The 26,326-nt window shown below is 62.4% G+C and carries 24 protein-coding genes, 1 tRNA gene and 1 pseudogene; 13 read left to right on the forward strand and 13 right to left on the reverse strand.

All coding sequences use genetic code 11. From position 1 onward, the window contains the following. Nucleotides 1–3: 3 nt before the first annotated feature. The 3 genes from J1777_RS10165 to J1777_RS10175 are packed head-to-tail and all read left to right on the forward strand — an operon-like array spanning nucleotide 4 to nucleotide 2,344. Nucleotides 4–204 (forward strand): hypothetical protein, encoded by a 201-nt coding sequence (locus J1777_RS10165; protein WP_207575583.1) that lies wholly within the window; start codon nucleotides 4–6, stop codon nucleotides 202–204. Further along, entirely contained in the window at nucleotides 204–785 is a 582-nt protein-coding gene (locus J1777_RS10170; protein ID WP_207575584.1) for a hypothetical protein, read from the forward strand. Before J1777_RS10165 ends, J1777_RS10170 begins: the two co-directional genes overlap by 1 nt. 8 nt (nucleotides 786–793) lie before the next feature. Then, entirely contained in the window at nucleotides 794–2,344 is a 1,551-nt protein-coding gene (locus J1777_RS10175; protein WP_207575585.1) for an AAA family ATPase, read from the forward strand. A 148-nt stretch (nucleotides 2,345–2,492) separates the two neighbouring features. Here J1777_RS10175 and J1777_RS10180 read toward each other — a convergent pair whose 3' ends face one another. The 4 genes from J1777_RS10180 to J1777_RS10195 all read right to left on the reverse strand — a co-directional run bounded on the left by J1777_RS10180 (nucleotide 2,493) and on the right by J1777_RS10195 (nucleotide 6,839). Next, nucleotides 2,493–3,665, reverse strand: coding sequence for a L,D-transpeptidase family protein (locus J1777_RS10180; protein ID WP_242700490.1), 1,173 nt, complete (start codon nucleotides 3,663–3,665; stop codon nucleotides 2,493–2,495). Between the two features lie 113 nt (nucleotides 3,666–3,778). Beyond that, nucleotides 3,779–5,026: a L,D-transpeptidase Cds6 family protein gene (locus J1777_RS10185; RefSeq protein WP_207575587.1), complete on the reverse strand. Its 1,248-nt coding sequence runs from the start codon at nucleotides 5,024–5,026 to the stop codon at nucleotides 3,779–3,781. Between the two features lie 63 nt (nucleotides 5,027–5,089). After that, complete coding sequence (locus J1777_RS10190) at nucleotides 5,090–5,803, reverse strand: LytR/AlgR family response regulator transcription factor (protein WP_207575588.1); 714 nt, start codon at nucleotides 5,801–5,803, stop codon at nucleotides 5,090–5,092. Continuing rightward, a complete protein-coding gene (locus tag J1777_RS10195) occupies nucleotides 5,784–6,839 on the reverse strand; it encodes a histidine kinase (protein WP_207575589.1) in 1,056 nt (351 codons plus the stop codon). The genes J1777_RS10190 and J1777_RS10195 overlap by 20 nt, the downstream gene beginning before the upstream one ends. A 58-nt stretch (nucleotides 6,840–6,897) precedes the next feature. Between J1777_RS10195 and argH the strand changes: the two genes are divergently transcribed. Continuing rightward, the gene (gene argH / locus J1777_RS10200; protein ID WP_207575590.1) at nucleotides 6,898–8,355 is read left to right on the forward strand and encodes an argininosuccinate lyase; all 1,458 of its coding nucleotides are present in this window, start codon (nucleotides 6,898–6,900) and stop codon (nucleotides 8,353–8,355) included. Nucleotides 8,356–8,389: 34 nt separating this feature from the next. Here argH and rsmI read toward each other — a convergent pair whose 3' ends face one another. Further along, a complete protein-coding gene (rsmI, locus tag J1777_RS10205; protein ID WP_242700491.1) occupies nucleotides 8,390–9,316 on the reverse strand; it encodes a 16S rRNA (cytidine(1402)-2'-O)-methyltransferase in 927 nt (308 codons plus the stop codon). Here rsmI and J1777_RS10210 point away from each other — a divergent pair. The 4 genes from J1777_RS10210 (at nucleotide 9,316) to J1777_RS10225 (ending at nucleotide 11,224) form a co-directional block, all read left to right on the forward strand. Beyond that, the gene (locus J1777_RS10210) at nucleotides 9,316–9,705 is read left to right on the forward strand and encodes a YraN family protein (protein ID WP_207575591.1); all 390 of its coding nucleotides are present in this window, start codon (nucleotides 9,316–9,318) and stop codon (nucleotides 9,703–9,705) included. The genes rsmI and J1777_RS10210 overlap by 1 nt on opposite strands. Nucleotides 9,706–9,776: 71 nt before the next feature. Next, nucleotides 9,777–10,364, forward strand: coding sequence for an SIS domain-containing protein (locus J1777_RS10215; RefSeq protein ID WP_207575592.1), 588 nt, complete (start codon nucleotides 9,777–9,779; stop codon nucleotides 10,362–10,364). Then, nucleotides 10,364–11,092, forward strand: coding sequence for a BON domain-containing protein (locus J1777_RS10220; RefSeq protein ID WP_207575593.1), 729 nt, complete (start codon nucleotides 10,364–10,366; stop codon nucleotides 11,090–11,092). The genes J1777_RS10215 and J1777_RS10220 overlap by 1 nt, the downstream gene beginning before the upstream one ends. 55 nt (nucleotides 11,093–11,147) lie before the next feature. Further along, nucleotides 11,148–11,224 (forward strand) — tRNA-Arg (locus J1777_RS10225). A gap of 73 nt (nucleotides 11,225–11,297) precedes the next feature. On the opposite strand, the gene J1777_RS10230 is transcribed toward J1777_RS10225, so the two are convergent. The 7 genes from J1777_RS10230 to J1777_RS10260 form a co-directional block, all read right to left on the reverse strand. Continuing rightward, nucleotides 11,298–13,262 (reverse strand): CHASE2 domain-containing protein, encoded by a 1,965-nt coding sequence (locus J1777_RS10230; RefSeq protein WP_207575594.1) that lies wholly within the window; start codon nucleotides 13,260–13,262, stop codon nucleotides 11,298–11,300. A 92-nt stretch (nucleotides 13,263–13,354) separates the two neighbouring features. Next, nucleotides 13,355–15,034 (reverse strand): FecR family protein, encoded by a 1,680-nt coding sequence (locus tag J1777_RS10235; RefSeq protein WP_242700492.1) that lies wholly within the window; start codon nucleotides 15,032–15,034, stop codon nucleotides 13,355–13,357. Continuing rightward, complete coding sequence (locus tag J1777_RS10240; protein ID WP_207575596.1) at nucleotides 15,034–15,732, reverse strand: response regulator transcription factor; 699 nt, start codon at nucleotides 15,730–15,732, stop codon at nucleotides 15,034–15,036. Before J1777_RS10240 ends, J1777_RS10235 begins: the two co-directional genes overlap by 1 nt. Before the next feature lie 50 nt (nucleotides 15,733–15,782). Beyond that, nucleotides 15,783–17,096, reverse strand: a complete 1,314-nt coding sequence (locus J1777_RS10245; protein ID WP_207575597.1) for a tryptophan--tRNA ligase — start codon at nucleotides 17,094–17,096, stop codon at nucleotides 15,783–15,785. A 15-nt stretch (nucleotides 17,097–17,111) separates the two neighbouring features. Further along, a complete protein-coding gene (locus J1777_RS10250; protein ID WP_207575598.1) occupies nucleotides 17,112–17,780 on the reverse strand; it encodes a site-2 protease family protein in 669 nt (222 codons plus the stop codon). 133 nt (nucleotides 17,781–17,913) lie between these two features. Then, nucleotides 17,914–18,549 carry an L-threonylcarbamoyladenylate synthase gene (locus tag J1777_RS10255; RefSeq protein WP_207575599.1) on the reverse strand — a complete coding sequence of 212 codons (636 nt, stop codon included), beginning with the start codon at nucleotides 18,547–18,549 and terminating at the stop codon, nucleotides 17,914–17,916. Nucleotides 18,550–18,651: 102 nt separating this feature from the next. Beyond that, on the reverse strand, nucleotides 18,652–19,539 hold the full coding sequence (locus J1777_RS10260) for a PHP domain-containing protein (RefSeq protein ID WP_341352956.1): 888 nt from the start codon (nucleotides 19,537–19,539) through the stop codon (nucleotides 18,652–18,654). Nucleotides 19,540–19,596: 57 nt separating this feature from the next. On the opposite strand from J1777_RS10260, the gene J1777_RS10265 reads away from it, so the two are divergent. The 5 genes and pseudogenes from J1777_RS10265 to J1777_RS10285 all read left to right on the forward strand — a co-directional run bounded on the left by J1777_RS10265 (nucleotide 19,597) and on the right by J1777_RS10285 (nucleotide 25,386). Next, nucleotides 19,597–20,175 carry an MCP four helix bundle domain-containing protein gene (locus tag J1777_RS10265; protein WP_207575600.1) on the forward strand — a complete coding sequence of 193 codons (579 nt, stop codon included), beginning with the start codon at nucleotides 19,597–19,599 and terminating at the stop codon, nucleotides 20,173–20,175. After that, a complete protein-coding gene (locus J1777_RS10270; RefSeq protein ID WP_207575601.1) occupies nucleotides 20,156–21,118 on the forward strand; it encodes an IS5 family transposase in 963 nt (320 codons plus the stop codon). Before J1777_RS10265 ends, J1777_RS10270 begins: the two co-directional genes overlap by 20 nt. 147 nt (nucleotides 21,119–21,265) lie before the next feature. After that, nucleotides 21,266–22,570, forward strand: a pseudogene (locus tag J1777_RS10275) (methyl-accepting chemotaxis protein); the annotation flags it as partial. Between the two features lie 180 nt (nucleotides 22,571–22,750). Next, nucleotides 22,751–23,710 carry a DUF2157 domain-containing protein gene (locus tag J1777_RS10280; protein ID WP_207575603.1) on the forward strand — a complete coding sequence of 320 codons (960 nt, stop codon included), beginning with the start codon at nucleotides 22,751–22,753 and terminating at the stop codon, nucleotides 23,708–23,710. Beyond that, nucleotides 23,707–25,386 carry a GDYXXLXY domain-containing protein gene (locus J1777_RS10285; protein WP_207575604.1) on the forward strand — a complete coding sequence of 560 codons (1,680 nt, stop codon included), beginning with the start codon at nucleotides 23,707–23,709 and terminating at the stop codon, nucleotides 25,384–25,386. The genes J1777_RS10280 and J1777_RS10285 overlap by 4 nt, the downstream gene beginning before the upstream one ends. A 97-nt stretch (nucleotides 25,387–25,483) precedes the next feature. Here J1777_RS10285 and J1777_RS10290 read toward each other — a convergent pair. Then, nucleotides 25,484–26,326: M14 family zinc carboxypeptidase (locus J1777_RS10290; RefSeq protein ID WP_207575605.1), on the reverse strand; the 843-nt coding region annotated here is incomplete at its 5' end.

Raw genomic sequence — 26,326 nt, forward strand, 5'->3', positions numbered from 1 at the left:
CCCATGCCCAGAGAAATCCTTTCCGCTGTGCCAGAAACCGCCGTGTCCAGCACCCCACCAGCGCCGCAGCCGTCGGCCTCGCACGACACAGTACAGGCCCCAGCGCAGAACTTGTCCGAACAACCAGCCAGCCGGGACGTGCTGGCTGGTGCCTTGCCCGCCTGGGACTTGCTGCCTGCCGCGCCTTTTGTGCGCCGCCGCTGATGTGGAAGTGGTTTAGACGCGGCGGCAATACCACTGACCATCAGGCTGCCCCAGCCAGCTACGCACAGTGGAGCCAGTGCCTGGATGCGCTGGCCCGTGGCGACGATGACGAAAACTGCCTGCAAACCCTGTACGCCGGTTCGCTGCACTGGTCGGCTGGGGTGGCGCCGCTGTTCGTCCAGCGCCTGTCCGACGAGGTGCAGCGGCGGCTGAACGTCTGCGCCGATCGCTTGCAGCGCGACCTGCACGGCAGCGGGCACGAATCGCTGGTGGTGCGGGCCATCGTCCAGGCCCGTGTGCAGCTTTACTTCGTCCATCGCTTGTGCTTGCTGCCAACGCTGCCGCCGGACACCCGCAGTCAGTTGGCCGGCGAAGTGCGCAAGTTTGCCGAGCGCTCGCAACAATCTTTGGAAGCAAGCGCCCGTACCGACCGCAGCGGGCAACTGGCCACCCTGCTGCGCAACAACCCGCTGACCCGCTATGACGCACTGGTGCCGCAGGCTCAGCCGCCGGCACCCGCACCGTCGGCCCCGGCTTGCACGCCAGTGCCGTCCTCCCGTAAACGCAACATCCTTCTCTGACACCGCCCATGAGCGATACCGTTGAATTCAAAGCCACCCTCAGCCGTTACCTGAAGGCTCGTATCCCCTTTATCTCTATCCGCAGCGCAGAACGCAGCCGGGTGCTGGAGTTGTTGCGTGAAGTCAGTGTCGAACTGCAAGCGCCGATCTACGTCCACACACTGTCCCAGGGCACACGTGAGTTGGGCTCCAATCGCACCGTGAATGATGACCGTTCCGTCACCGGGGCGGTGGATTTTGCCAGCCAACAGTTTCCCCAGCGCCAGAACTTAAGTGTGGTGCTAACCGAAGTCTCCGACATTGAGGACGACACCCCCGCAGCTCGGCATCTGTTGGACGTGGTGATGTTGGCAGCGGAAAACAGCGGCTGCGTCGTTGTCATAACTACTAAGCCTGTGTTCGGCCAGTTGCAACGGGCGGGGATGTCGCTGGTGCTGTCGGCCCCGAGCGAAGACGAGATGCTGGCCATCGTTCAGGAGAATCTGGCCGCTTACCGGGGCCACATCCCTATCGAGTGGGACGCGGCCGACGAGCGGCGCGCCGCCGCTGCCCTGGCGGGCGTTTCGCGCATCGAGGCAGAAAACATCATCGCCACGCTACTGGCCAATGGCCGAATTTCCAAGGCTGACATGATCGAAGTCATGCACGCTAAGGATCGCATCTTTGCCGACATCTCCGGTATCGAGCGGGTGAACGTGCGCGGCACGGAGCTGAATGTGGGCGGCCTGGGCGGGCTGAAAGCCTGGCTGGACAAGGAGCAGCCCCTGCTGACTGCCGACCTGCGTGAACGAGGCATCCGCCCACCGCGTGGCGTTTTGCTGGTGGGCGTGCCGGGTTGCGGTAAATCGCTTTCGGCTAAGGCGATTGCCGCCAACTGGGGGCTGCCGTTGTACCGGCTGGATTTGTCCACCATCCATGGCCAGTACCTAGGTCAGAGCGAGACGCGGCTGAAGGATGCCCTGTCCACCGCCGACCACGTTGCGCCCTGCGTGCTGTGGATCGACGAGATCGAAAAAGGGCTGGCTGGTGCCGGCAGCAGCAGCGATGGCGGTACGGCGACACGGCTGGTTGGGCAGTTTCTCTACTGGCTGCAGGAGGCGCGTTCGCGTGTCTTCGTCGTGGCTACGGCCAATGACGTATCGCGCCTGCCGCCGGAGCTGTTGCGCCGAGGACGCTTTGATGAGTTATTTTTTGTTGATCTACCCACAGCCCCTGAGCGGCGCGAAATTATTGACATTTACGCCCATCGTGGCCTGAAACAAGGGGTTCCTGAGGCGTTGCTGCAGGAATTGGTCGAACTGTCTGACGGCTTTGCCGGCTCTGATCTGGAGTCCGCCGTGCGCGAAGTGGTGAAAGAGGCTTACCTGAACGGTGATACCGCAGTGACCGCTGAGTTGTTTCGCCGCAGCTTTAACAACGTGGTGCCGTTGTCAAAAACTGCCCCTGAGCAGATCGAAAGCATCCGTGCATGGGGGCGAGAGCGGGCAGTGCCTGCCTCCGGTCAGCCTATTGGCACGGCAGCACCCCAGAGCCGGGCACGGCGACAGGTGCTGGTGTGATACATGAATGTGATAGATGCCTAACAATTAAATGATAGTTTTTTCCGCTTATTTTTCATTTTTTTTAGAGCAATATCTATCGAATATGACGAGCAGTAAGCGGTAATAGCTATAAAAAAACCTGGTGGACCCACCAGGGTTTTTGTGATTAGCCAATCTTGCCTTCAAAAAATATTTTCCAGCCTTGGCCTTTGGCAAAACGCCAGTACTGGCGCAAGGTGCTGCCGCTGCGCTCGCCTTGCGGCACTGCGCCAAAGGTGACGACCATGGTGTCTTCCTCGTCTTGCCAGTGCATCAAGGACAATTCTTTGAGTACCAGCGGTCGGCCTTTTTGTTTGGCCATGTCTGCGGCCAGTTGCTGGCTCCATGCCTGCCGGGTGATTTTTTTCAGGCCTTGAAAATCGTCCGTATAAAAGCTGAGCAAGGCCGATAAATCATTGCCGCTTTTGGCCTCTTGCCAGGCGGCCAAGGTGGCCACAAAGCTGTCGCGCAAAGGGGCCAGGTCGTCGGCGGGCACCCAGGTGAGCGAGGGGGCAATCACCACCGCGGTCGTGCGTGTTTGCACGGTGCGCAGCAGGCGCTCTAAGTCGGGATTGGCCAGGGCCACACAGCCATCGGTGGCTTGCGGTGCGCGGGAAAATTGCTCTGGCGGCGTGCCATGCAGCCAAATGCCGTGGCCGGTTTTGCCCCGGCGCACGTCCAGAGGATTGGGGTAGTTCAAAGGCAAGGCACCAGCGCCGTAAAACTTGTCCAGGGTTTTGGGGTCGAGATTGCTGGTGATGAAGTACACCCCCAAGGGGGTGCGCTGGTCGCCTTCGGTGGTTTTGTCGATGCCCATTTTGCCGACCGAGGCGTAGTAATCGGCCACGATGCGCAGCCCTTGGGGGCCGTTTTCCAGCAAGTACAAGCGCGACAGCGCCGCATCAATGGCGATGGCGTGGCGGTAGCTTTTGGGCAGTTGCAGCAATTGCGCCGGCACTGTGCCCGGCGGGGGAACCAGGCCTTGCTTCTGGGCGGCCAAACGGCGCAGGGATTCAACCCGCAGGGCATTCAAGGTGTCACGTGCTTCGCTGGTCGGGGCGGTGGTGCTGCCCAGGGTGGCTAATTGCCCAGTTTGCGCCAATAGCAAATCGCCCAAGGCCAGTTGGGCCAGCTGAAAGTTGGGGTAGTCACGCACCAGCTCTTCGGCCAGTGGCAGGGCTTGTTGGGTCAAGCCGGCGCTGGTCAGGGCCAGCACTTGCATTAAGCGCTGTTCGGCCTGGCCGTCACGCAATGGCGTGGCCGCACTGTGGCTCCAAAGGGGAACAAGGCTCAGGGCCAAGACGGCGCTCCAGCAACAACGGCGCAATAAAGAAAGCAAACGCAACAAAATCAACTCAAAAAAAGAACCGCGCCCAAAGCGAACGCGGCAGAGAAAGGGAGGGGCGAAACTTGTTAGTTTCCAGTGGTTTCGCTCACGATCAACCATTGGCCTTTGCGCAGCTCCAGTTGCAAGGTTTTGCGGCTGCTCACGTTCAAAGTGTCTGCGCGGTAGTGTTGGCGAAACCGGGCCGTGGCGCGGTCGTTCTGGGTGGTAATCGTCAGGTCGGCCAAGTTTACGCTGATGCTGCGCTTGCCGACGATGCGGGCGCGGCGCTCTGCCTCCCAGGCTTTGCGGCTTTGTTTGCCCGGGGTTTGGAAGTTGGGGCTGTAGGCGGCCAGGTAGTTGGCCATGTCTTTGGCCGCCCAGGCTTTGGCCCAGGTGCGCACGGCAGCTTCCACCTCGGCCACGTTTGCTGCGGGTGGCGTGTCTGCTTTGGCGGCCTGCCCAGCGTCCGCTGTCGCCACCGCCTTGGTTTCTGCTTTGGTTTCTGCTTTGGTTTCTGCTTTGGTTTCTGCCTTGGTTTCTGCCTTGGTTTCTGCTTTGGGCTCAACTTTGGCGATGGTTTTTGTCTCTGCTTTCGGCTCGGTCGCGGGGGAGCTGGCGGTTTCGGTCACCGGGGTTGCCGTCGCCGGTTGTGCGCTCGCCACAGGCTGCGCCGTGGCTGCAGCCGCTACCTCCGTGGCTTGCGCCGGGGCCGTCGTGCTGCTGCTGACCGCTTGGGTGGCCGTGGCGGTCACAGGGGCAGGTGCGCTGGGTGCTTTGGCCAGTGCCTGCGCCTGGGCTTGGCCGGTGCTGAACAGGTCGTGGATCAAGGCCAGCTTGGGTTGCACCGATTGGGCGTGGCTGCCATCGAGCTGCAAGGCTTTGCTGTAGGCCTGGCTGGCCAGCTTGGCGTAGATGTCGCCCAGGTTTTCATGGGCGGTGGAATAGCTGGGATTGGTGCGAATGGCCTGCTCCAGTGCTTGGCGCGATTTGTCCAGCTGGTTCTGGTTGGCGTAGAGCACGGCCAGGTTGTTGTACGGTTCGGGCAGCTCCGGGAATTCTTTGGTCAGCTGGGTGAAGGTGTCGATGGCTTCTTTGTTTTTATTGGCCATGGCAAAAGCCACCCCTTGCAAAAAGCGCAGCTGGGGGTCTTTGGGCGTGGTGGTGAGGCGTTGGTCAATCAACTTCAAGGCCTGCTCGGGCTGGCTGCCTTGCAGCAAGCTGGTGATATCGGCGTTGTTGGCGTAGGCCGTGCTGGCCCCCACGAGCAATGCCGTCGCCACCGTAGCGGTCACCCTGCGGCGCAGCGAATGCAAAGGTTGGGAAATTTTTTTCATAGCAGGAGCACCAGACAAATAAAACGCGCTGATTGTAGTAAGGGCGGCACTGGCTTTCACCTTTTATTTTTTACAGATTGTTAAGGTTTTCCGCACTACCGCCACCTGCCGCCGTGAGACTGGCAAGGGTTGGGTAATACCGTGCAGTCGGAGATACCAGCCCCCTGGCTCTGCAAATTCCAGGCGTTGCAAAAAGGCCGGATTGACCAAGCAACTGCGGTGAATGCGCAGCACGTGTTCGGGGTAACGCTGCTCCAGATCGACCAAGCTGCCTTCCAGCACATGGCAGCCCGCCGTGGTGTGGACGGTGAGCATTTTGAGCTCGGCCTTGATATAGACCACCTGCGCCCAAGGCCAGCGCGGGCCGCCGGGGGCAATGGCCAGCTGCGGGCCAGGGTCGCTGGGGGGGCGCTGTTTTTGTGCCTTGGCCAGCGCCTGCTGCAAGCGCTCCAGCCGCACGGGTTTGGTCAGGTAATCGCAAGCCTGCACGTCAAAAGCTTGGGCCGCATAGTGGCTGTGGGCGGTGACAAAAATAATCGCTGGTGGCGCTGGCAATTGCTGCAAAGTAAAGGCAAAGCTCATGCCATTGGCACCGGGCATTTGGATGTCCAGCAACACAATGTCCACCGGCAGCGGGCCGGACAAAAGGGGCAGCGCTTGGCTGGCGCTGGCCGCTTCGCTCATCGTCCAGTGCTCACCGTGGGGGGTGCAATCGCCCAGCAGGTGGCGCAGGCGGCTGCGGGCCAGGGGTTCGTCGTCAATGATCAGGATGTGCATGGGCAGTGGGTACGGCGGGGGTGCGGTTGAAGGGCAGGCGCAGTTGCACCTGAAAGGCGTGCGCTTTGTGGCGTTGCTCCATTTGAAAATCCATGTCGTACAGCAACTGCAGGCGGTGGCGCACATTGGCCAAGGCCATGCCCAACCCTGGGGCGCTGGGGCCGGCCTGGGTGTTGGTGACGGTGAGGATGGCGTAATTTTTGCCGTGGCGGTGCAGGCTGATGCGAATGTGCGCTGGCGTTTCCGAGGGCTCCACCCCATGTTTCACGGCGTTTTCCACCAAGGGCTGCAGCACCAAGGGCGGCACGGGCAGGCTGAGCACCTCGGGGTCGATATTCCAGCGCACCTGCATGCGCGGGCCAAAGCGCAGCTGCTCAATGTCCAGATAGCGCTTGGCCAGCTCGACCTCCTCGCGCAAGGGGATGGTGCTGCGCGGCTCAGCCAAGGTGGCGCGAAACAGGTCACTCAAGTCGTGCAGCAGTTGCTCGGCTTTATGCGGCTCGGTGGCCACTAAAGCAATAGCACTGTTCAATGAATTAAAAAGGAAATGCGGCCGAATTTTGGCTTGAAGCAGCGCCAGCTGTGCGGTTGCTGCTGCAGGCATGCGTGCATGACTGCGCAATAGCAGCCAGCCCATGATGCCAGCGGCCAAAATGCCGCCCGTGAGCATGTTGGCCCACCAGTGCGGTGGCGGCAGATCGCTGGTGAACGCCAAGATGGCGCTGCTCGCCAGGCTGCACCCGGCCCCCAGGGCAATACCCAGGCCCAGTTGCACGGCCACCGCGTGGTGCTGCAGCCAGCGCTTGGCCGCGCAGGTCAGCAGCAGCCAGGCCAGGCTGCCAAACAGCCCGCCACTGGTCAGCCACGCCGCCTGCAGCAGCCACTGCTCCACGCTCTGGCTGGTGTAGGCCGCGGCCAGGCACAGCAGCAATTGCACGGCCAGCACGGCACGCAGCACCACACCGAGCTGGCAGGTGTCAAAAATCCACAACGGGGCAGCACTGGGGGCTCTGGGTAGAATTTCAGGTTTTGGCATAAAGCATTGGGTCACGCCGATGTTGTGTGCTGTCTCTTGATCTAGAAATTATTGCCCCATGTCTGACCTGCCGCGCTCTGAACCCTCTTCCAACCAACTGGCCACCAAGGCCCAGGCTTGGTCGGCCCTGTTTTCTGAACCCATGAGCGATCTGGTCAAGCGCTACACCTCCAGCGTGTTTTTTGACAAGCGCCTGTGGCAGGCCGATATTGCAGGCAGCTTGGCCCACGCCGAAATGCTGGCCGCCCAGGCCATCATTGCCCCCGCCGATTACGCCGCCATCCAAAAAGGCATGGCGCAGATCACGCAGGAGATCGAAGCGGGCCAGTTCGACTGGCAACTCGACCTGGAAGATGTGCATTTGAACATCGAAGCGCGCTTGACCGCCTTGGTGGGCGACGCGGGCAAGCGCCTGCACACCGGCCGCAGCCGCAACGACCAGGTGGCCACCGACGTGCGCCTGTGGCTGCGTGGCGAGATCGACCTCATCGTCGAGCTGCTGCAGGCGCTGCAACGGGCCCTGGTGGAAGTGGCCGAAAACAATGTCGAAGTCATCCTGCCCGGTTTTACCCACCTGCAAGTGGCCCAGCCCGTCAGCTTTGCCCACCACCTGCTGGCCTATGTCGAAATGTTTGAGCGCGATGCCCAGCGCATGCTCGATGTGCGCAAGCGCGTAAACGTACTGCCCCTGGGCAGCGCCGCCCTGGCGGGCACCACCTACCCCTTAGACCGCGAGCGCGTGGCCCGCACCCTGGGCATGGAGGGCGTGTGCCAAAACAGCCTGGACGGGGTCTCGGACCGCGACTTTGCCATTGAGTTTTCTGCTGCCGCCAGTCTGGTGATGGTGCACATCTCGCGCCTGTCCGAAGAGTTGATCATCTGGATGAGCCAGAACTTTGGCTTTATCAAAATTGCCGACCGCTTCACCACCGGCTCCAGCATCATGCCGCAGAAGAAAAACCCCGACGTGCCCGAACTGGCCCGGGGCAAAACGGGCCGCGTGGTGGGCCATTTGATGGGCCTGATCACCCTGATGAAGGGCCAGCCCCTGGCCTACAACAAAGACAACCAAGAGGACAAAGAGCCGCTGTTTGACACTGTCGATACCCTCAAAGACACGCTGCGCATTTTTGCCGAAATGGTTGGCGGGCAAATCAACCCCCACACGGGCTGCAAAGAAGGTGGCATCACCGTGAATGCCGCTGCCATGCGGGCGGCGGCGCAAAAAGGCTACGCCACCGCCACCGACCTGGCCGACTACCTGGTGAAAAAAGGCCTGCCCTTTCGCGATGCCCACGAAACCGTGGCCCATGCCGTGAAGCTGGCCGCGCAAAAAGGTGTGGATTTAAGCGAGCTGTCCCTGGCGGAACTGCAAGCCTTCAACCCCAGCGTGGCCGACGATGTGTTTGCCGTGCTCAGCCTGGAAGGCTCGCTCAACGCCCGCAACACCCTGGGCGGCACCGCCCCGGCGCAGGTGCGCAGCCAGTTGCAGCGCCACCGGGCACGCTTGGGCTAAGTAGCGCCCCCCCATCAGTGGTGCCAACGCGGGTTTAGCCCGCGTTTTTTAATTCCAACGCCCGCTCGTACAAGGCATTGCGGCTGCCGCCGGTGATCTCGGCGCACAACTTGACGGCGGTTTTGGTGGGCAGCTCGGCCAGCAATAATTGCAGCACCCGATCGTGCTCGCCACTGTCACCGGCTTCTTGCGCACAGGGGTGGAGCACGACAACAAACTCCCCCTTGCTGCGCTGCGGCTCCTGCGCTAGCCAATCGCTAGCTTCTTGCGCAGGCAAAGTAACGATTTGCTCAAATTGTTTGGTTATTTCCCTTGCCAAGCTTACGGAACGCGCTCCTAAAATTTTTAGTTGCGCAGCCAAATCTTGAATGCGGTGCGGCGCTTCCAGCAGCACCACAGTGCGCGGCTCGTGGGCCAGGGCGGCGATGGCGGTGTGCCGCTCGCTGGCCTTGGTGGGCAAAAAGCCATAAAACACAAAGCCGCTGCTCTCACCGTGCGGCGGCACACAGCCAGCCACACTCAGGGCGCTGGTAATGCTGCTGGCCCCCGGCAGCGGAATGCTGCGCAGCCCCGCCGCTGCCACTTGGGCGCACAGGCGGGCACCGGGGTCGCTGACACCGGGAGTGCCGGCATCGCTCACATAGGCAATGCGCTGGCCCTGCTGCAAGCGCGCGATGATGCCTTGCGCCGCCTGGGCCTCGTTGTGTTGGTGTACGGCCAACAGCTGGGCGCTGGGGCGCTCTAAGCCATAACTGCGCAGCAGCCCTTGCGTGTGGCGCGTGTCCTCGCAGGCGATGGCATCCACCAGCTGCAACACATGCAACGCCCGCAGGCTGATGTCGGCCAGGTTGCCAATCGGGGTGGCAATGACGTACAAGGCCCCTGTGGGATAGGTTTGCGGCCCGGCAACGGCCTGGGCAGCGCTCAGGGCCGCAGCGAAAGTAACGGAAAAGGTGCTCAATGCAATTCCTTGAAAAAAAGAGGCCGCCCCCGGCCAGTACCGAGCGTGGCCGCCAGGCCGAAGACCACGCCTGGGCGTATCTGCAAGCGCAAGGCCTGCGTTTGTTGCAGCGCAATTATCGAACCCCCGGGCGCGGCGGCGGCGAGATTGACCTGATTTGCCAGACCCCCGACGGCACCGTGGTGTTTGTCGAAGTGCGCAGCCGCACCTCCAGCGCCTTTGGCGGGGCTGCGGCCAGCATCAGCGCCACCAAACGCCGGCGCATTGTTTTTGCCGCCCGCCATTGGTGGCGGCTGCACGGTGGCAACCGACCCAGCCGGTTTGATGTGGTGACGGTGCAGGGCCCGCAAGTGCAGTGGCTGCCCGCCGCATTTGATGCCGATGCCTGAAACCCCTTGGCACCAGAAGAAACAGGCGTTTACCCCGTGCCGTGCAAAGGCCTTGCTATCATCTGCGCCCTATGCTTGAGCAACGAATGCAGCAGCACTTTATTGACAGTGCCGATTTAAAGTACCAATCCGCCCAAGGCTTGGAAGGCCCTTTGGTCGCAGCCGTGCATGCTTTGGCCGCCAGCATTGTGGGCGGCGGAAAAATCCTGGCCTATGGCAGCGGCATCTCGCAAGCACATGCACAAATGTTTGCCGCGCTGTGCGTGGCCGGTTTTGAGCGTGATCGCCCCGAGCTGGCCGCCGTCGCACTGTCGGCCGATGCTGGCTATTTTGGGAGCACCCCGCAAGCTTGCGTGCATTACCTGGCCCGCCAAGTACACGCCCTGGGCCAGGCGGGCGATGTGCTGTTGCTCATGACGGTCTCGGGCAACGAGGCCAGTTTGCTGGACGCGATTGAAGCGGCCCACGAGCGCGATTTGATCGTCGTGGCGCTGACAGGCCACACCGGCGGCGCGGTGGCCGCCAAAATGCGCGAGATGGACGTGCTGGTGTGCGTACCCCACGAGCGGCCCGCCCGGGTGCGCGAGGCGCATACGCTATTGATTCATTGCCTGTGCGATGGCATTGATGTGCAACTACTAGGGGAGCAAGAGCTGTGATGAAAGCAACACCAACCACCCGCCGGGCGCTGCTGGGCACGGTGCTGGCCGTGGGTACTTTGGGGGCCAGCGGCTGCGTCCCGCTCTTGATTGGCGGGGGGGCGACCGGGGCTGTGCTGGTTGCGGCCGATCGGCGCACTTCGGGCATGCAGCTGGAAGACGAGCGCATCGAACAAAAATTTAGCGCCTTGGTGCGCGAACAAATGCCCCAGGCGGGGCGCTTGATTGCCACCAGCTTTAACCGCATCGTGTTGCTCACCGGCGAGGTGCGCAACGCCGCCGACAAAGCCCAAGCCCAAGCCCTGCTGCAAAGCGTGGAACATGTGCGCAGCGTGGTCAATGAACTGCAAATCGTGAGCATGGTCTCTGCCTTGAGCCAACGCACCAAAGATGCCTTTATCACCAGCAAAGTCAAAGCCAGCCTGATTGATGCCAAGGATTTGCAGGCCAACACCATCAAGGTCATCACTGAACAGCAGGTGGTGTACCTGATGGGCCTGCTGACCGCCCGCGAAGCACAACGCGCCGCTGAAATTGCCCGTGGCGTGAACGACGTGCACAAAGTGGTGCGCGTCTTTGAGGTGATTACCGAGGAAGAACTGGCTGGCTACCAAACCCCCGCCCAGTCCCAGGCCACCCCGACAACCACCGCCCCCGTGCACACGGACACGAATCTACAAACGGCTCCGCCCAGTGATGCCGGCGTGGTGGTGCAGCCCGTGCGCTAATAAAAACCAATTTTTTGAAATACCTCGTAATTTTCAGCCTATAATCGCAGGCTTCGCGGCTGTAGCTCAGCTGGATAGAGTACTTGGCTACGAACCAAGGGGTCGTGGGTTCGATTCCTGCCAGCCGCGCCAGATCAAAGCCCTAGAGCAAACGCTCTAGGGCTTTTTCTATTGTTTTTGCTCTTTCTGCCTGCCTCTCCTGTCTCTAGGCTGCTGGCAAGGTGATGGTAAATACCGCGCCCCCTTCCGGGCGGTTGGCCGCCTGCACCTGGCCACCATGCTGCGCCACAACCGCCTGCACATACGCCAGCCCCAGGCCAATGCCGGCCACGGCATCATGCCCGCCCTCGCCTTCGTGGCGTTTTTGCCGAACAAACGGGGTGAACAGGTGTGGCAGGGCCTGGGCATCCATGCCGGGGCCTTGGTCAAGAATGGCGATGCACCAATGGCCCTCGCAGTAGCTCAGTTGAAGATCAATGCTGCTGCCCTGCGGGCTGTATTTGATGGCGTTGGAGAGCACATTCACCAGCACCCGGCGCAGTTGGCTGGGGTCGCCACGCACCAACGCCTCTTGCTCTTGCGCCAGCCACACCAGTTGGATGTTGCGCCGGGTGGCGCTGGCCCACATATCGTCCTGGGCCTGGTCCATCAGCAGGCCCAGCTCCACCCGCTCGCGGCGGGTGGAGGGCTGCTCCAGCGTGCGCGCCAAGTGCACAAAATCATCGGCCAAACGCAGGGCGCTGTGGGCATGGCGCTCAATGCGATCGATTAGCGGCGGGCCATCAGCAGGCAGCAGGCCATGGCGCTCTAAATCGATTTCTGTCAGCAAGGTGCTGATCGGTGCCCGAATGTCGTGCGAGATAAAGCGCATGGCCTGCTCGCGCTGGGCTTGCAAGTGCTGCAGGTGCTGCAGGGCGTGCTGAACTTGCACGATGTGCTGTTGCAAGAAATCGCCCCGCCGCCGGGGGATGCTAGGCAGCAAGGTGCTGCTTTGCTGTTGCAAGGCACGCAATTCGGCTTGAAAAAACCCCAGCGCCGCTGTTTGCCGCCGCCAACTCCACAGCGGGTAGGCCATGGCCAAGCCCAGCAAGGCGGCCATGGGCTGCAAAACACTGCCCCACAGGCTGGCGCTGGCCCAGGTGATGCCCAGCGCCAGCACGGCCAACGCCGCGCACGCGACCAGGGCGCTGGAGGGACTGAGCAGCAGCACCGCCAGCAGGCCAGCACCAACCAGGGCCAGATTCAGCGCCACATTGCTGCTGGTGCTGGCCGGGTGCAAAGCATGGGGCTGCAGCTGGCTATGCAGGGTGTGGGCAAGCAGCTCGACATTGCTCATCATGGCCTGCTCGGGTGCCCCAGGCGTGGCGGCGGTGGTGGCCACGCCGGTGGCGTTGCTGCCAATCAGCACATGCTTGTTGCGAAACGCACCCGAGGGGATGCGGCCTTGCAGCACATCAATGTAGGCGTAGCGAGTAAACGGCGGGTGGCGGCTGGCAAAGCCAATCAGCGATGAGGCCAGTGGCAGGGCTTGGGCCTCGGGCGGGCGCTGGTGGCGCTGCAGACGCTGGCATGGGGCCTGCTGCGGGTGCTCCACGCACTGCATGGCGATGGTGAAATGGGGCCAAAGCATGCCGCCCGCCGCCGTGGTGGCTTGCTGCCAGGGATGAAAACGGCGCACGCTGCCATCGCTGTCTGGCTCGATGGCGGTGTGCCCCAAGGCGGCTGCGGCTTGCGCCAGCAAGGGCAGCGGCAGCAGGGCCTCTTGCCCAGCGCCACCGATGGGCACCACGGGCAACACCACCCGGCCACTGGCGGCCATGGTGTGGGCCAGCAGCAGGTCGTCCTCGGGGTAGTCCAGATCCTCTTCGGTCAGCAAAAAATCCAAACCAATCGATTGCGGCTGCCCGGCGCTGATGTGGCGCAGCACCTGGGCATGCAGCGCCCGCCGCCAGGGCCAGCGGCCAATGCTGGCGATGCTGCGATCGTCGGCCAGCACCAACACCACCTCGGGGGCGGCGGGGCGGGCTTGGCTGCGGGTGATGCGGTCTTGCAGCCAGGCATTGCTTTGTTGCAATTGACCCGGTTGGCTCAAGCCGCCCACCAAGGCCAGCAGGGCCACGGCCAGCAGCAACCATTGCAGCCACAGCGCTTGGTGGGGGGCGTATTTCATTATAAAAAAAGGAGCTGCTTGCGCTTTTAAATTCAATATTTAAAGGCTAAAAAAGCCTGAAACATTGATAAATTAAGCGGCTAAAGCTCCTTTTAATTGCGCAAACCCAGGCCGCTGCCCGTGCCCACGGTCTGGCCGGAGCCGTCCATGACCAGGGGCAGCACCTCAATCAGGCGCGTGGGGGCAAAGCTGCTGAGCAGGCCGTTGGCATCTTGCGCTTGCAGGCGAATGTGCCAGGTGCCCGCTGGCAGGCCCGCTACCGTCCATTGCGCGGTGTCGAGCCAAATGTCCAGGGCCGGTTCGTTCGCGTCAGGGCTGGCCAGGGCTTGCACGCGGTAGCGCTGGCCCGGGCTGCCCGCCCAGTAAAGGGTGGTGTGGCCTTGGCGGATTTCGGTTTCGATGCCGGCAGGCTGCGCCGGTGGCGCTTGCACGCTAAAGGCTTGCACCGCGCCAAACGGCCCCTGGTCGCGCTGGCCGTCCACCCAGCGCACGCTGGCGGTGCGCCAGGCATAGTGCCCCGTGGGCAGGGCGGCGATGTCCAGGGCGCATTCAGCGCTGTCGTGGGCTTGGGCCGCCAAGTGCTCAAAGGCAGCGTTCGTCGCTTCTTGGCCCGCATCCAAGGCGGCAACTTGCAGAACGTAGGCCTGCGCCTGGCTGACCGGGGTGCAGGCCAACGCGGCTGCCCCAAGGGGCACCACGGCGGCCGGGGCGGGGCTGGCGGCCAAGGGGGCCACCGGGTGGGCTTTGACGCGCAGCGGGGCGTGGGCGCGGTGGCCGCTGATGCCCAGGGCATCTTGCGCCTGCACGTGCAACCAGTAATCGCCATCGGGCAGGCTGGCAAAGCGCACCTGGGGCGTGGCAAAACGGCCATTGCGCAGCACCTGCTCGGCGGCGCTGTCGCGGCTGACCTGCACTTGGTAAGCGCTGGCCTGGGCCACGGCCGGCAGTGCCAGGGCCAACCACTGCGCATCGGTCACCGTGCTGGGCAGGCGGTCGGTGGCGATGGCGGGCAGGCGTGGCACAGGGGGGCTGGCCTGGCCGCTGGCATCTACAGCGGCGCCAAACCCAGGTGGCAAGACGGTGCTGGCGCGATCGGTGCTCCCCTGCAGGGCGACACGGCCTTGGTCCACGGCGCTGCTGCTGCCTTGCTCGGTGACCTGCACGTTAAAGCGGGTGCCGCGCACGCTGGTGGCGGCCACGGGGGTGCGAATTTCAAGCTGGCGCGTGGCATCCGGGCGGCCCGGCACGGCGATGTCCATGCCGCCTTGCTCTAGCTCCAAAACGGTTTGCAGGCTGCCCGCACGGCCGCGGCGGCGCAGTTGTTGCAGGGTGACTTGGCTGTTGGCCTGCACGCGCACGGTCGATCCATCGGCCAAACGCACCGTCACAAAGGCATCGGGGTCGAGGGTCAGCGCATCGCCTTCTTGCAGCGGCTGGCCACGTTGCACGGGCTGTGCCGTGCTGCCTTCGCGGTGCAGACTGGCGCTGCCTTGGAGGTAATCCACGCTGGCAGTGGCCGCGCGCAACAGGTTCAGGGGAATTTCCAAGAGCTGCCCCGGCGGCAAACGATAGGGGTCAATGCCGCCGTTGTGCTGCTGCAAGGCTGGCCATTGGGTGCTATCGCCCAGGTAGCGGCGGGCCAATTGCTCCAGCGTATCGCCCGCTTGCACGCGGTGCTGCACAACGGGCAGGCGGGTGGTTTGGGCAAAGCTGCTGGCGCTGCACAGGGCCAAGGCAAGAACGGGCAGCGCGGCCAGGCGGGGCAGATGCATCAAACGGTGACTCCTTCGGTTTGGCTATCCAGGCGGTAGCCCAGGCCGTACACGGCCGTGATGGCGTATTGCGCCCCGGGGCGCAGTTGCAGTTGCTGGCGCAGACGCGAGATGTGGGTGTCCAGTGTGCGCGAGAGCACTTCGGCGTTTTGCCCCCAGATGGCTTCGCGCAGGTAGTCGCGTGACATCAGCCGCCCTGGGTTTTGGAACAGCAGCAGCGCCAGGGAAAACTCCCGGTGGGTCAGGGCGATGGCTTCCTCCCCAAAATGCACCGTCAAAGTCGTGCGGTCCAAGCGGTAAGGGCCAAATTGCTGCACCTCTTCGGTGCTGGCGGGGTAGGCGCGGCGCAGCAGGGCCGCTACACGGGCTTTGAATTCTGCAACGCGCAGGGGTTTGCTCATGAAATCATCGGCCCCGCTGTGCAGGCCGTGGACGATATCGGTCTCTTCGCTGCGCAGGGTGACGATGAGGATGGGCAGATCGGGGCCCAGCTCTTGGCGCGTCCAGGTGGCCACTTCAGGGCCGCTGGTGTCGGGCAGCTCCCAATCCAGAATCAACAAATCAAAACTTTCGCGGCGCAGGTCTTTGGTCAGCTGCGCCCCGGTGGGGTAGCCCACACAGGTGTGGCCCATGCTGTGCACCATTTGCTCCATCATGTGCAGCTGTTGGGGGTCATCTTCCAAAATGGCGATGCGCATGGGGCCGTTCTCCTGAAGGTGATAGATATGTTTTTTGTAGCAATGACCGCTTATTCGCTGGCCGCGTAGGCTTGTAATTGCGCCAAAGCCTGCAGCGCTTCAGCGCGTGCCGCATCAGACAAGGCTTCAATTTGGGGCGCCAACGCTGCCAAGGCCGCAGCGCCTTGCTGCTGCAATTGGGCAATGGCGTGGCCGGCATCGCGCGGGGAGTCCAGGCCCAGGCTTTGCAGCAGCAGTTTGCCCTGGGCATCGACCAGCTTGAAATAAAACTTGCCGTCTTTTTCGCGGTACTGCTTAAAGCTGGGCAAGGCCAGTTTGGCGCTTTTGCTTTTATCGGTGCTGACGGCTTGCTCGGTCAGGCTGCGCAGGCCCACCGCATGGCGCAGGCGCTGCACCAAGGGCACTGCCAAGGCGCGGGCTTTTTCCGCCCCGGCTTGCAAGATGGCCTCGACCTTTTCCGGGTGCGCCATCAAGTCTTCGTAACGCGCACGCATGGGGGCAATCTCGCGGTCGATGCAGGCAAACAAGCGCTCTTTGGCTTCGCCCCAGGCGATGCCATCGGCATAGGCTTGGGCCATGGCGGCCACTTCCTCGGGCGTGGCAAAGGCTTGGTAGAGCTGGAACAGGGCCGAGCCCTCCACCGCTTTGGCCTCGCCCGGCGCACGCGAGTCGGTAACGATGGAGCCAATCAGCTTTTTGAGTTGCGCCGGCGGGGCAAACAGCGGGATGGTGTTGTCATAGCTCTTGCTCATCTTGCGGCCATCCAAACCGGCCAAGGTGGCCACCTGCTCTTCGACCAGCGCTTCGGGCAGGGTGAAGTGCTCGCCGTACAGGTGGTTGAAGCTTGCGGCAATGTCCCGCGCCATCTCGATGTGCTGGATCTGGTCGCGGCCCACGGGCACTTTGTGCGCGTTGAAAATCAAAATGTCGGCCGCCATCAGCACCGGGTACATGAACAGCCCGGCGTTCACCCCATCGTCCAGATCGCGCCCGGCTTCTTGGTTTTTATCTTGCGCCGCTTTGTAAGCGTGGGCGCGGTTGAGCAGGCCTTTGCCGGTCACGCAGGTGAGAAACCAGGTCAGCTCGGTGATCTCGGGAATGTCCGATTGGCGGTAGAACGTGACTTTCTCTGGGTCCAGGCCGCAGGCCAACCAGCTGGCGGCAATCTCCAGTGTGCAGCGGTGAATGCGGGCTGGGTCTTGCGTCTTGATCAGCGCGTGGTAGTCGGCCAGAAAATAAAAATTTTCACACCCGGCCGTGCGGGTGGCGGCAATGGCCGGACGCATCATGCCCGCGTAATTGCCCAGGTGGGGTGTCCCCGAAGGGGTGATGCCGGTGAGAAAACGTGTGGGTTGTGCGCTCATAACAGATCAAAAAAACTAGCTAAAGAAAAGAATCAAGGGCTGCAGCAGCCAAACCAGCACTTGGTTGCTGGCATCCATCAACGGGCGCAGCCAGTAGGTGCCAACAATGCCCGAAAGCACCAGCGCCAGAACGATAAAAAAGCCATACGGCTCCACCCGCGACAGCGTGGCTGCGCTGCGGTAGGGCAACAGCCCGACCAGAATGCGCCCACCATCCAGCGGGGGCAGCGGAAACAGGTTGAACGCCCACATGACCAGATTGACCAGCACCCCGCCCTTGGCCATTTGCAGGAAAAAGCGCTCTTCCACCCCCACACCGATCAGCACGATGAACAGCGCCAGCCACAGCAAGGCCTGCACCAGGTTGGAGGCTGGCCCGGCCAGCGCCACCCAGATCATGTCGCGCTTGGGGTTGCGCAGGTTGTTGAAATTGACCGGCACCGGCTTGGCGTAACCAAACAAAAATGCCCCGCTGGTCGAAAAATACAGCAGCGCCGGCACCAAGATGGTGCCCACCGGGTCGATGTGTTTGAGCGGATTGAGCGTGATGCGCCCCAGCATGCTGGCCGTGTGGTCGCCAAAGTGGCGGGCGGCATAGCCGTGGGCGGCCTCGTGGATGGTGATGGAAAACAGCACCGGCAAGGCGTAAATCAAAATGGTTTGAAGCGTTTGTGCGATATCCACAGGCGGTACAGAGAAGTAATTAAATAAATAAAAGAGCTTGATCCGCTTTGTTTACGGTCGTTTCAAGGCGAAAGCTCAGAGAAATGCTGATCAAACCAGCGGGGGCAGCACCTATTTTCATGATTCATGCATGCTACAAGCCAATGGCGGCCAAACTGCCCTGCCCCTCACGCACCACCACCGGGGCCCCATTGTTGGCCATGGCGGTTAGATCCAGCACCGTGGTGGGCTGCAGCGGGCAGGCTCCGGCATCGACGATGCCATCGACCAGGTGCTGCAATTGCTCGCGGATGTCGTCGGGGTCATTCAGCGGCTCGGTCTCGTCGGGCAGGATCAAGGTGGTGGCCAGCAGCGGTGCGCCCAGCAACTCCAGCAGCAGCTGCGTGCATTTGTGTCCGGGCACACGCAAACCAATCGTTTTGCGCGAAGGGTGGCTCACGCGCCGGGGCACTTCGCGCGTGGCATCCAAGATAAAGGTGTAGGGGCCAGGGGTGGCCAGCTTCATCAGGCGAAACTGGCGGTTGTCCACAGTGGCGTAGCTGGCCAGCTCCGACAGGTCGCGGCACAGCAGCGTCAGGTGGTGCTTGTCGTTTACCCCGCGAATGCGGCGCAGGCGCTCGACCGCATCGCGGTCATCGAGTTGGCACACCAAGGCGTAGCTGGAATCGGTGGGAATGGCGAGCACGCCGCCTTTTTGCAGCAAAGCGGCCGCCTGCTTGAGCAAGCGCGGCTGGGGGTTGTCCGGGTGAATTTCAAAATATTGGGCCATGGTGCTGTCCTTGCGGCACCGCCTCTTTGCACAACGGCCAAGAGCGTGCCAAACCGGCAATTGTCGTGGACTTGGCGCACGCTTGCAGCCATTGCAAGCAACTCACGCCACAATGCGCGGCCCCAGCAGCTGCCACACCGGCGTTAAACCACTGGGCAGCGGCGGCAAACTGCCCAAAGCACAGCGCGATTCGGCCGGGCTGTGAAAGTCACTGCCGCACGAGGCGGCCCAGCCGCGCGCACGGGCCAAGGCCGCGTAGCTGTGGGTTTGTGCCGGGGTGTGGGCGCTGGTGGTCACCTCAATGGCTTGCCCACCCGATTGGGCAAAACGGTCGAGCAAAATTTGCATCGGCAAGCGCTCTAACTTGTAGCGCCCCGGGTGCGCCAGCACGGCCACACCACCGGCCGCCACAATCTGCGCAATGCCGTCGTGCAACGCGGCCCAGCCATGGGGCGCATAGCCCGGTTTGCCCGGCACCAAATAGTGGCGAAACACCTCGGCCACCGTGGCGCAGCGCCCGATTGCCACCAAATGCCGCGCAAAGTGGGTGCGTGACAGCTGCTCAGGCTGGCCTGCGTACTGCAACGCCCCCGCGTAGGCATCGGCAATGCCCACCGCCGCCAGGCCCGCGGCCATGGCTTGGGCACGGGGAATGCGGCTGTTACGGTGGTGCTGCAGCAGTGCCCGCAGCCCTGGGTGCTCACTATCCACCCCCAAGCCCACGATGTGAATCGTCTGCCCCAAAAAATCCACCGACACCTCCACCCCACTGACCCAGGCCAGACCCAGCGCCTGGGCGCTTTCGCGTGCTTCTTGTTGCCCAGCCACGCTGTCATGGTCGGTCAGCGCCCATAAATCCACGCCCTGGGCTGCGGCGTATTGCGCCAAAGCGCTGGGGGTTAAAACGCCATCCGAATACACCGAATGGCAGTGCAAATCGGCACGCCCATAACGCGGCAGGGTGGCTGCGGGAGTTGTTTTATTTGACACAATTTAACAATTATTTTTTGAATCAAAGCGTGTGAATGCCGATACGTAAGGCGCAAATTGTGGGCCTTGATACTGGGGCTGATTATTGCCCTGGTGGTGGTATTGGGCGGCTTGCTGGTCTATTTACAAAACCTCAACGCCAGCGTCAGCCAAGAGCTGGAGCTAATGCAAAAACGTGCCACCTTGTCCACACAGTGGCATGGCATGGTGTCCTTGGATGCCACCCGCTTGGTGGTGCAAATGGGCACCTCCGACGAGGCCATGTCCCAGCTGATGGACCAAGAAATGGGCACCGCTGCCATCACTGAAGTGCAAAAGCAGGTTGTGGCCTTGGTCAATACGCCCGAAGGCAGGGCATTGCTTGAAAAAATTGCTATAGCACGGCAACAGGCCCTGGGCACCGTGGCCAAAGCGGCCGCTTTTCGTCAGCAACAAGATATTGAAAGCGCCAGTGCAATAGTTAAAACCACCCTGCGCCCGCAAATTGATGCCTATGTGCAAGAGATTCAAAACTTCGCTGCACTGCAAGAAAAACACCGCGATCAGTTAAGGAAATCCTGCAAAACCCTCCGCAATGTTTGGTACATGTCAGCATGCAATGGCATCCTCACAGGCCATGAAGCAAAGCAGCCTTGATCTGAACCTGAGTACCAAGAAGACCCGCAAGCAGGAACTGCTTGCCCAGATGGATCTGGTGGTTCCCTGGGCTGCGTTGGTCGAGCTCATCACCCCGTATTACCCCGAAGGCAAGAACGGCCGCCCACCCTTTGCACTGGAGACGATGCTGCGCATCCACTGCATGCAGCAGTGGTTCACTTTGTCAGATCTGGCGATGGAAGAGGCCTTCTTTGACACCCCGATCTACCGGGAGTTTGCCGGGCTTGATGCACATGGGAGGGTGCCTGACGAGAGCACCATCCTGAGGTTTCGCCACCGGCTGGAGAAACATAAGCTGGCCGATCAGATTCTGGCCACCGTCAACGAACTGTTGGCAGCCCAGGGCTTGCTGCTCAAGGCAGGCACTGCGGTGGATGCCACCTTGATTGCAGCGCCCAGCTCCACCAAGAACAAGGACAGAAAGCGCGATCCAGAGATGCATTCGAGCCAAAAGGGCAACGAGTGGCACTTTGGCATGAAGGCCCACATTGGCGTGGACGCGGACTCAGGCCTGGTGCACACCGTCATTGGCACCTCGGGCAACGTGGCCGACGTCACTGAAGGCAACAGCTTGCTCCATGGTGAGGAAACGGATGCCTTTGGGGATGCTGGCTACCAAGGCGCACACAAGCGCCCGGATGCCAGGAAGGATGTCACCTGGCATGTGGCGATGCGCCCAGGCAAGCGCAAAGAGCTGGACAAGGAAAACAACCCCATAGACGCACTCATAGACCAGGTGGAGAAGATCAAGGCCAGCATCCGGGCCAAGGTGGAGCATCCCTTTCGGGTGATTAAGCGGCAGTTTGGATACACGAAGGTGCGCTATCGAGGTTTGAAGAAGAACACGCTGCAGCTCAAGACGCTGTTTGCGCTATCGAACCTGTGGATGGTGCGCCACCAATTGCTGGGGGTGCAGGGATGAGTGCGCCTGCAAACAGGCCAGAGGCCGCAAAAGCGGCGCGAATGACCAGAAATGGCGTGAGAAATGGCGCGAAGACGCGAGCAAAACGGCTGCAATTGCGGCATCTGAAAACATCGGCCTTGTAGCACTTACGAATCCGAGTTGTTCAGGACATCCTTAAAGCAAGAGTCAGCGGCCATTACCCAACAAGCCCTGCTGGTCGGTTCGGCAGTGGTTGCGCTGCTGATTGTGCTGGTTTTGTTTTTGTCGGCCTGGCTGGTGCGCTCGATTACCCAGCCCCTGGAGCGGGCCGTGGACTTGGCCGATGCCATTGCCGCCGGGGATTTGACAGTAAACATTCAAGATGACCGCCGCGATGAACTCGGCCACTTGCTGCGCAGCCTGAACGCCATGGGCGCAAAGCTGCGCGAAGTGGTGGGTGAGGTGCGCTCGGGGGTGGAGTCAGTCTCTTCGGCGGCCCACCAAATTGCCACGGGCAACCACGATTTATCGGCCCGCACCGAACAAACGGCGGCCAATTTACAAGAAACCGCCGCCAGCATGGAGGAGCTGACCGCCACCGTCACGCAAAGCGCGGACACGGCCCGCCAAGCCAACCAGCTGGCCGCCCAGGCGGCCGAGGCCGCTGCGCACGGCGGGGCCGTGGTCGAACAGGTGGTGCACAGCATGCAAAGCATCACCGACTCAAGCCGCAAAATTAACGACATCATTGGCGTGATTGATGGCATCGCCTTCCAGACCAACATCTTGGCGCTGAATGCCGCCGTCGAAGCGGCCCGCGCCGGCGAACAAGGGCGCGGCTTTGCCGTGGTGGCTGGTGAAGTGCGCAGCCTGGCCGGGCGCAGCGCCGAAGCGGCCAAAGAGATCAAAGGCCTGATCAGCACCAGCGTGGCCAATGTGGAAGCGGGCAGCAGCCAAGTGAGCCAGGCGGGCCAGTCGATGCAAGACATCGTCTCCAGCGTGCGCCGCGTCAGCGATTTGATTGGCGAGATCACCGCCTCCAGCTCTGAGCAACGCGATGGCATTGGCCAGGTCAATCAAGCGGTGGCCAACCTAGACCAAATGACCCAGCAAAACGCCGCCCTGGTCGAAGAGGCCACGGCCGCCGCTGGCGCTATGAGCGAACAAGCACGGCGCTTGGCGCAAGTGGTTGCTGCCTTTAATGTGGGCACCGGGGCCAGCACCCAGGCGGTGCGCCCTGCACCCGCCGCTGCGCACCGCCCAACGGCAACACCCACTGGCACCAAGGCCAGCAGCCCGGCACCCAGCAAAAAATTGGCCACCCACCAGCCGGTGTCCCCAAAATCGGCGGCCCCAAAACCGGCCGCCCCCAAGCCCATGGCCCCCGCCATGAAGCCAGCCGCAACGCCAACACTGCCTGCGGCCAAATCACCGGCAACCAAACCACCAGCGGCCTCCAGCACCAACGAGGACGATTGGGAAACGTTTTAACGGGTAAGCCTGGACGCAGGGCGGCACGGTGCATTGCACAATGCCGCCATGGCGCACGCAAACATTCTTTCTCACTGCGCCACCTTCACGGTGGCGTTGCGCCCGGCGCAGGCTTGAGCGCCGCAAACCCTTCCTCATCGGCTTTTTTTCACACTTGACTGTTGCAGAAAGGGCAAGCGCATGTCCTCCCCCAATCTCTACACCCTGGCGCAGCACTTTGCGCTGTCGCCATCCCAAGCGCAGGCACTGGCCGCTTGTGCCCACACCCCGCCGCATGCGGACTGGCCGCACAGGCTTTGGCGCAGCTTGGCGGTGGTAGCGGCCTTGCTGCTGGGCTGTGGCCTTATTTTTTGGATAGCAGCGCAATGGCCGGAACAAACCCGCAGTTTTAAATTGCAGGTGTTGCAAGCCAGCGTACTCACTCCCTTGGTCGTGGCCATGTGGCGGCCAAGGCTGCGCACGGCGGGCTTGTTATTGGCGACCTTGGCCTTGGGGGCTTTGCTGGCTTTTATTGGCCAAACCTACCAAACCGGGGCCGATGCCTGGCAACTGTTTGCCGTCTGGGCCGTGCTGGCCCTGCCCTGGACGGTCGTCGCTGCCAAAGATGGCCTGTGGGCGCTGTGGCTGGTGATTGCCGCCACAGGGCTGGGTTTTTGGTCGAGCGTGCAGCTGAATCTGTTTGGCATTTTTTCCCCCGGCTGGGCAGGGCTGTGGCCGCAATTGCTGCTGTGGCTGCCGCTGTGGCTGCTGCCTGGCGGTTTGCCCCACCTCAAGGTGTGCGCCATTGCACAGCCCCGCATCAGCCGCGCTGTGGGGGCCGGCATGGCGCTGGGGGCCTGGGCCGGTTTTGGGGTCATGGCCGTGCTGCAGCGCGATGCTGATTGGGCCGTGTTCGGGCTGGCCAGCGTGTTGGTGGCGGCGGTGGTGGCCGCAGCCTGGCGTAAACGCAATATTCTGGTGCTGGGCCTGGGGCTGATGGCGGCCAATGCGCTGTGGCTGGTCGCTGTGGGGCATTACCTGTTTAGCACCATGGACTGGGCCGAGACCGGGGCGTTTTCTTTGCTGACGCTCATCATCGCCGCCAGCGTGGGGGCCAGTGCCCATGGGCTGTACCGCTTGCAAAAAGAGGGGGCCGTATGAAGCCAGATGCACCCGCCTGGTGGCACCAAGCCCAGCGCCAAGGGATTGTGCCCGCCGATGCCCGGCCCCCCCACGCAGCGCCGTCGCCTTCGTGGGTGGTGCTGGTCTTTGGCTTTTTTGGGGCGCAGTTGGTGCTGTGGCCTTTGCTGGGCCTGTTTGGAGCGCTGTTTTACAGCCTGCTGCATTCCGTCACCGGATCGTTGCTGGGCAGTGTGCTGTTTGCCGCCGGGGCGATCGGGCTGGCCAAGTCCAGCCGCACGTTGTTTGTGGAACAAATGGCGCTGAACCTGCTGTTTGCCGCGCAAATGCTGTGGCTGTGGGCATTTTTGCAAGCACCTACCAACGCCCATTGGGGGTGGATTGCGGCCAGCTTGCTGGTGTTTCAACTGGCCCTGGCCGCTGGGTTGCCCACCGGCTGGCTGGTGCGGATTGTGGCCTTCCAGGCCAGTTGGACGCTGTTCTTCCTGCCCCCGTTGCTGCACACGGTGGAGCCAAGTTTTGCTATAGACAGTGCCATGCACTGGGTGCTGACTTGGCCGCGCCACACCCTGTGGCTGGCCGCGCTGTGGGCGGTATGGGCCCATTGTGAAGGCCGTTTTCTGACCAAGCCCTGGGGCGAAAAACTGGCCCAGGGCATGGAAAGTGCCGCCGTGGGCCTGCTGCTGGCCTTGGTCGCCGCTTTGGCGGGCAAGTATTTCGTGCAAAGCCAGCTTCCGATGCAGGCGGCGGATCTGGGGCTGTCCCCGCAGTCGTGGTGGGCGTTGTCCCCCCCGCAGATCACTGCTGCCATCGCAGTGGTAGTCAGTGCCCTGTGGCTGCAAGCGCGTTGGCAGCGCCACCCCTTGCTCTGGCTGGTGTATGGCGCAGCGCTGGTGGGCTGTGCATGGCTGCCCTCGATCGGCACCATCACCTTGGTGGCCACATTTGCCGCTGGCACAGGGCGCTGGCGCTTGCTAGGGCTGGCCCTGGCAGCGCTGTTGTTGGCTGTGGGCAGCTTTTATTACGATTTGCAGTGGCGCTTGGTCGATAAGGCCGCCGTGCTGGCCGGTGTCGGCATGGTGATGGCCCTGGTGCTGTGGGGGTTGCGCAGGCCCACGGCGGCAGCCTCGGCCCCCTCTACCGCACAAGCCACGCCGGTGTGGACCACAGTGGTGCTGGCCCTGGCCGGGGTGCTGGCATTGGCCAGCACGCAGTGGGATGTGCAGCACAAAGAGGCGGTGCTGGCCGATGGCCAAAAAATCTTTATGCGCTTGCAGCCGGTTGATCCGCGCTCGCTCCTGCAGGGCGATTACATGGCGTTGCGCTTTGCCTATCCAGCACACGTCCACGAGGCGCTGAGCGCGCAGCAAACCACCGCGCCCTGGCTGCGCCGCACTTTGGCCGTAGCCCAGCTCAGCCAGGATGGCGTGGCGGAAATCACCCGGCTGGCTGCGCCCGGCGAAACGCCCGGCCCTGGCCAGGTGCTGCTGCCCTTGCAGTTGCTCAAGGGCCAGTGGGTGGTGGTGACCGATGCCTTCTTCTTCCCGGAAGGGCAAGGTGCGCCACTGGCACAGGCCCAGTTTGGGGAGTTTCGCGCGCTGGACCAGGGGCGGGTGCTGCTGGTCGGCTTGGCCGATGGGCAGTTGCAGCCCATCGCACCCGGGCCTGCGGCTGGCACCCACTTGCTGCCAGAATGATAAAAAAATAGCTGTTACCGCTTGTATTTAAATGGTTTAAAGATGATTTCATCTTGAAACGCTGATAAATAAAGCGGTAACAGCTCTTATTTAGCTATTATTGATTACTGGCCTTGTGCGGCAAATGCTTGCCCATCCAGCCCAGCAGGTCTTGCCACATGGCTTCCACCTCGCGCCGCTGGGGCATGCGCAGCGCGTGGTGCAGCTCAATCGTCACCACGGGTACGCCTTGTTGCAGACCGCCGTAATTGCCCAAGGAGCCGGGAAACACCCCCAGCTGGCTCAGCTGCAACATGCCCAGCTTGGAAGGCGGCGTTTGTGGGCCATCAAAGTCCAACACGCCATAGGGCGCATGGATGCTGACCACCAAATCCGGGGCAAATTCAGCCATTTGGCGGTGCAGAAATTGTGATTCCGGCTCCGACAGCGCCGCCGGCCCCGGCCAGCGCCGTGGATCGCGGCGGGTGCGTTTTTCCCAGTACTGAACCGATTCTTCGGCCCAGTTGGGCGTAGGGAAGTTGCGGTTCAAATCCACCCCCGAGGCATTGGTGCGCGTAGCGGGGCGGGCCAAAAAGCCATCGGGATTGAGCACCGGAATAAACCGCCAATGCACCGCCTGGCGGGCACTGACCTGCTCGGCCAAGGCCACCCAGTGCAGGGCCAAGGCGGCGGCGGTCAATTCATCGCCATGGATGGCCCCGACCACCAACACCCGTTGCGCGGCAGCCGCGTGCTCGGCCTGCGCCGGGGCCACATCGCGCCAGGCCAGGGGCAGGCCCTGCACCGACTGCGCCCCACTGGGGGCCAGCTGGGCCGACAGGCACAACGTGGGGGCCAGCGCCGCCCAGCGCTGCAGCCACGGGGCGCAAATGGCGGCTGAAATGGCCGGGTCATCTGGCAACGGCAGCACCGCATGGGGCACCGGCGCGGGCGGGGTTGC

Origin of the sequence: Comamonas denitrificans, from assembly GCF_017368815.1 — a bacterium.
Taxonomy (GTDB): domain Bacteria; phylum Pseudomonadota; class Gammaproteobacteria; order Burkholderiales; family Burkholderiaceae_C; genus Comamonas; species Comamonas denitrificans.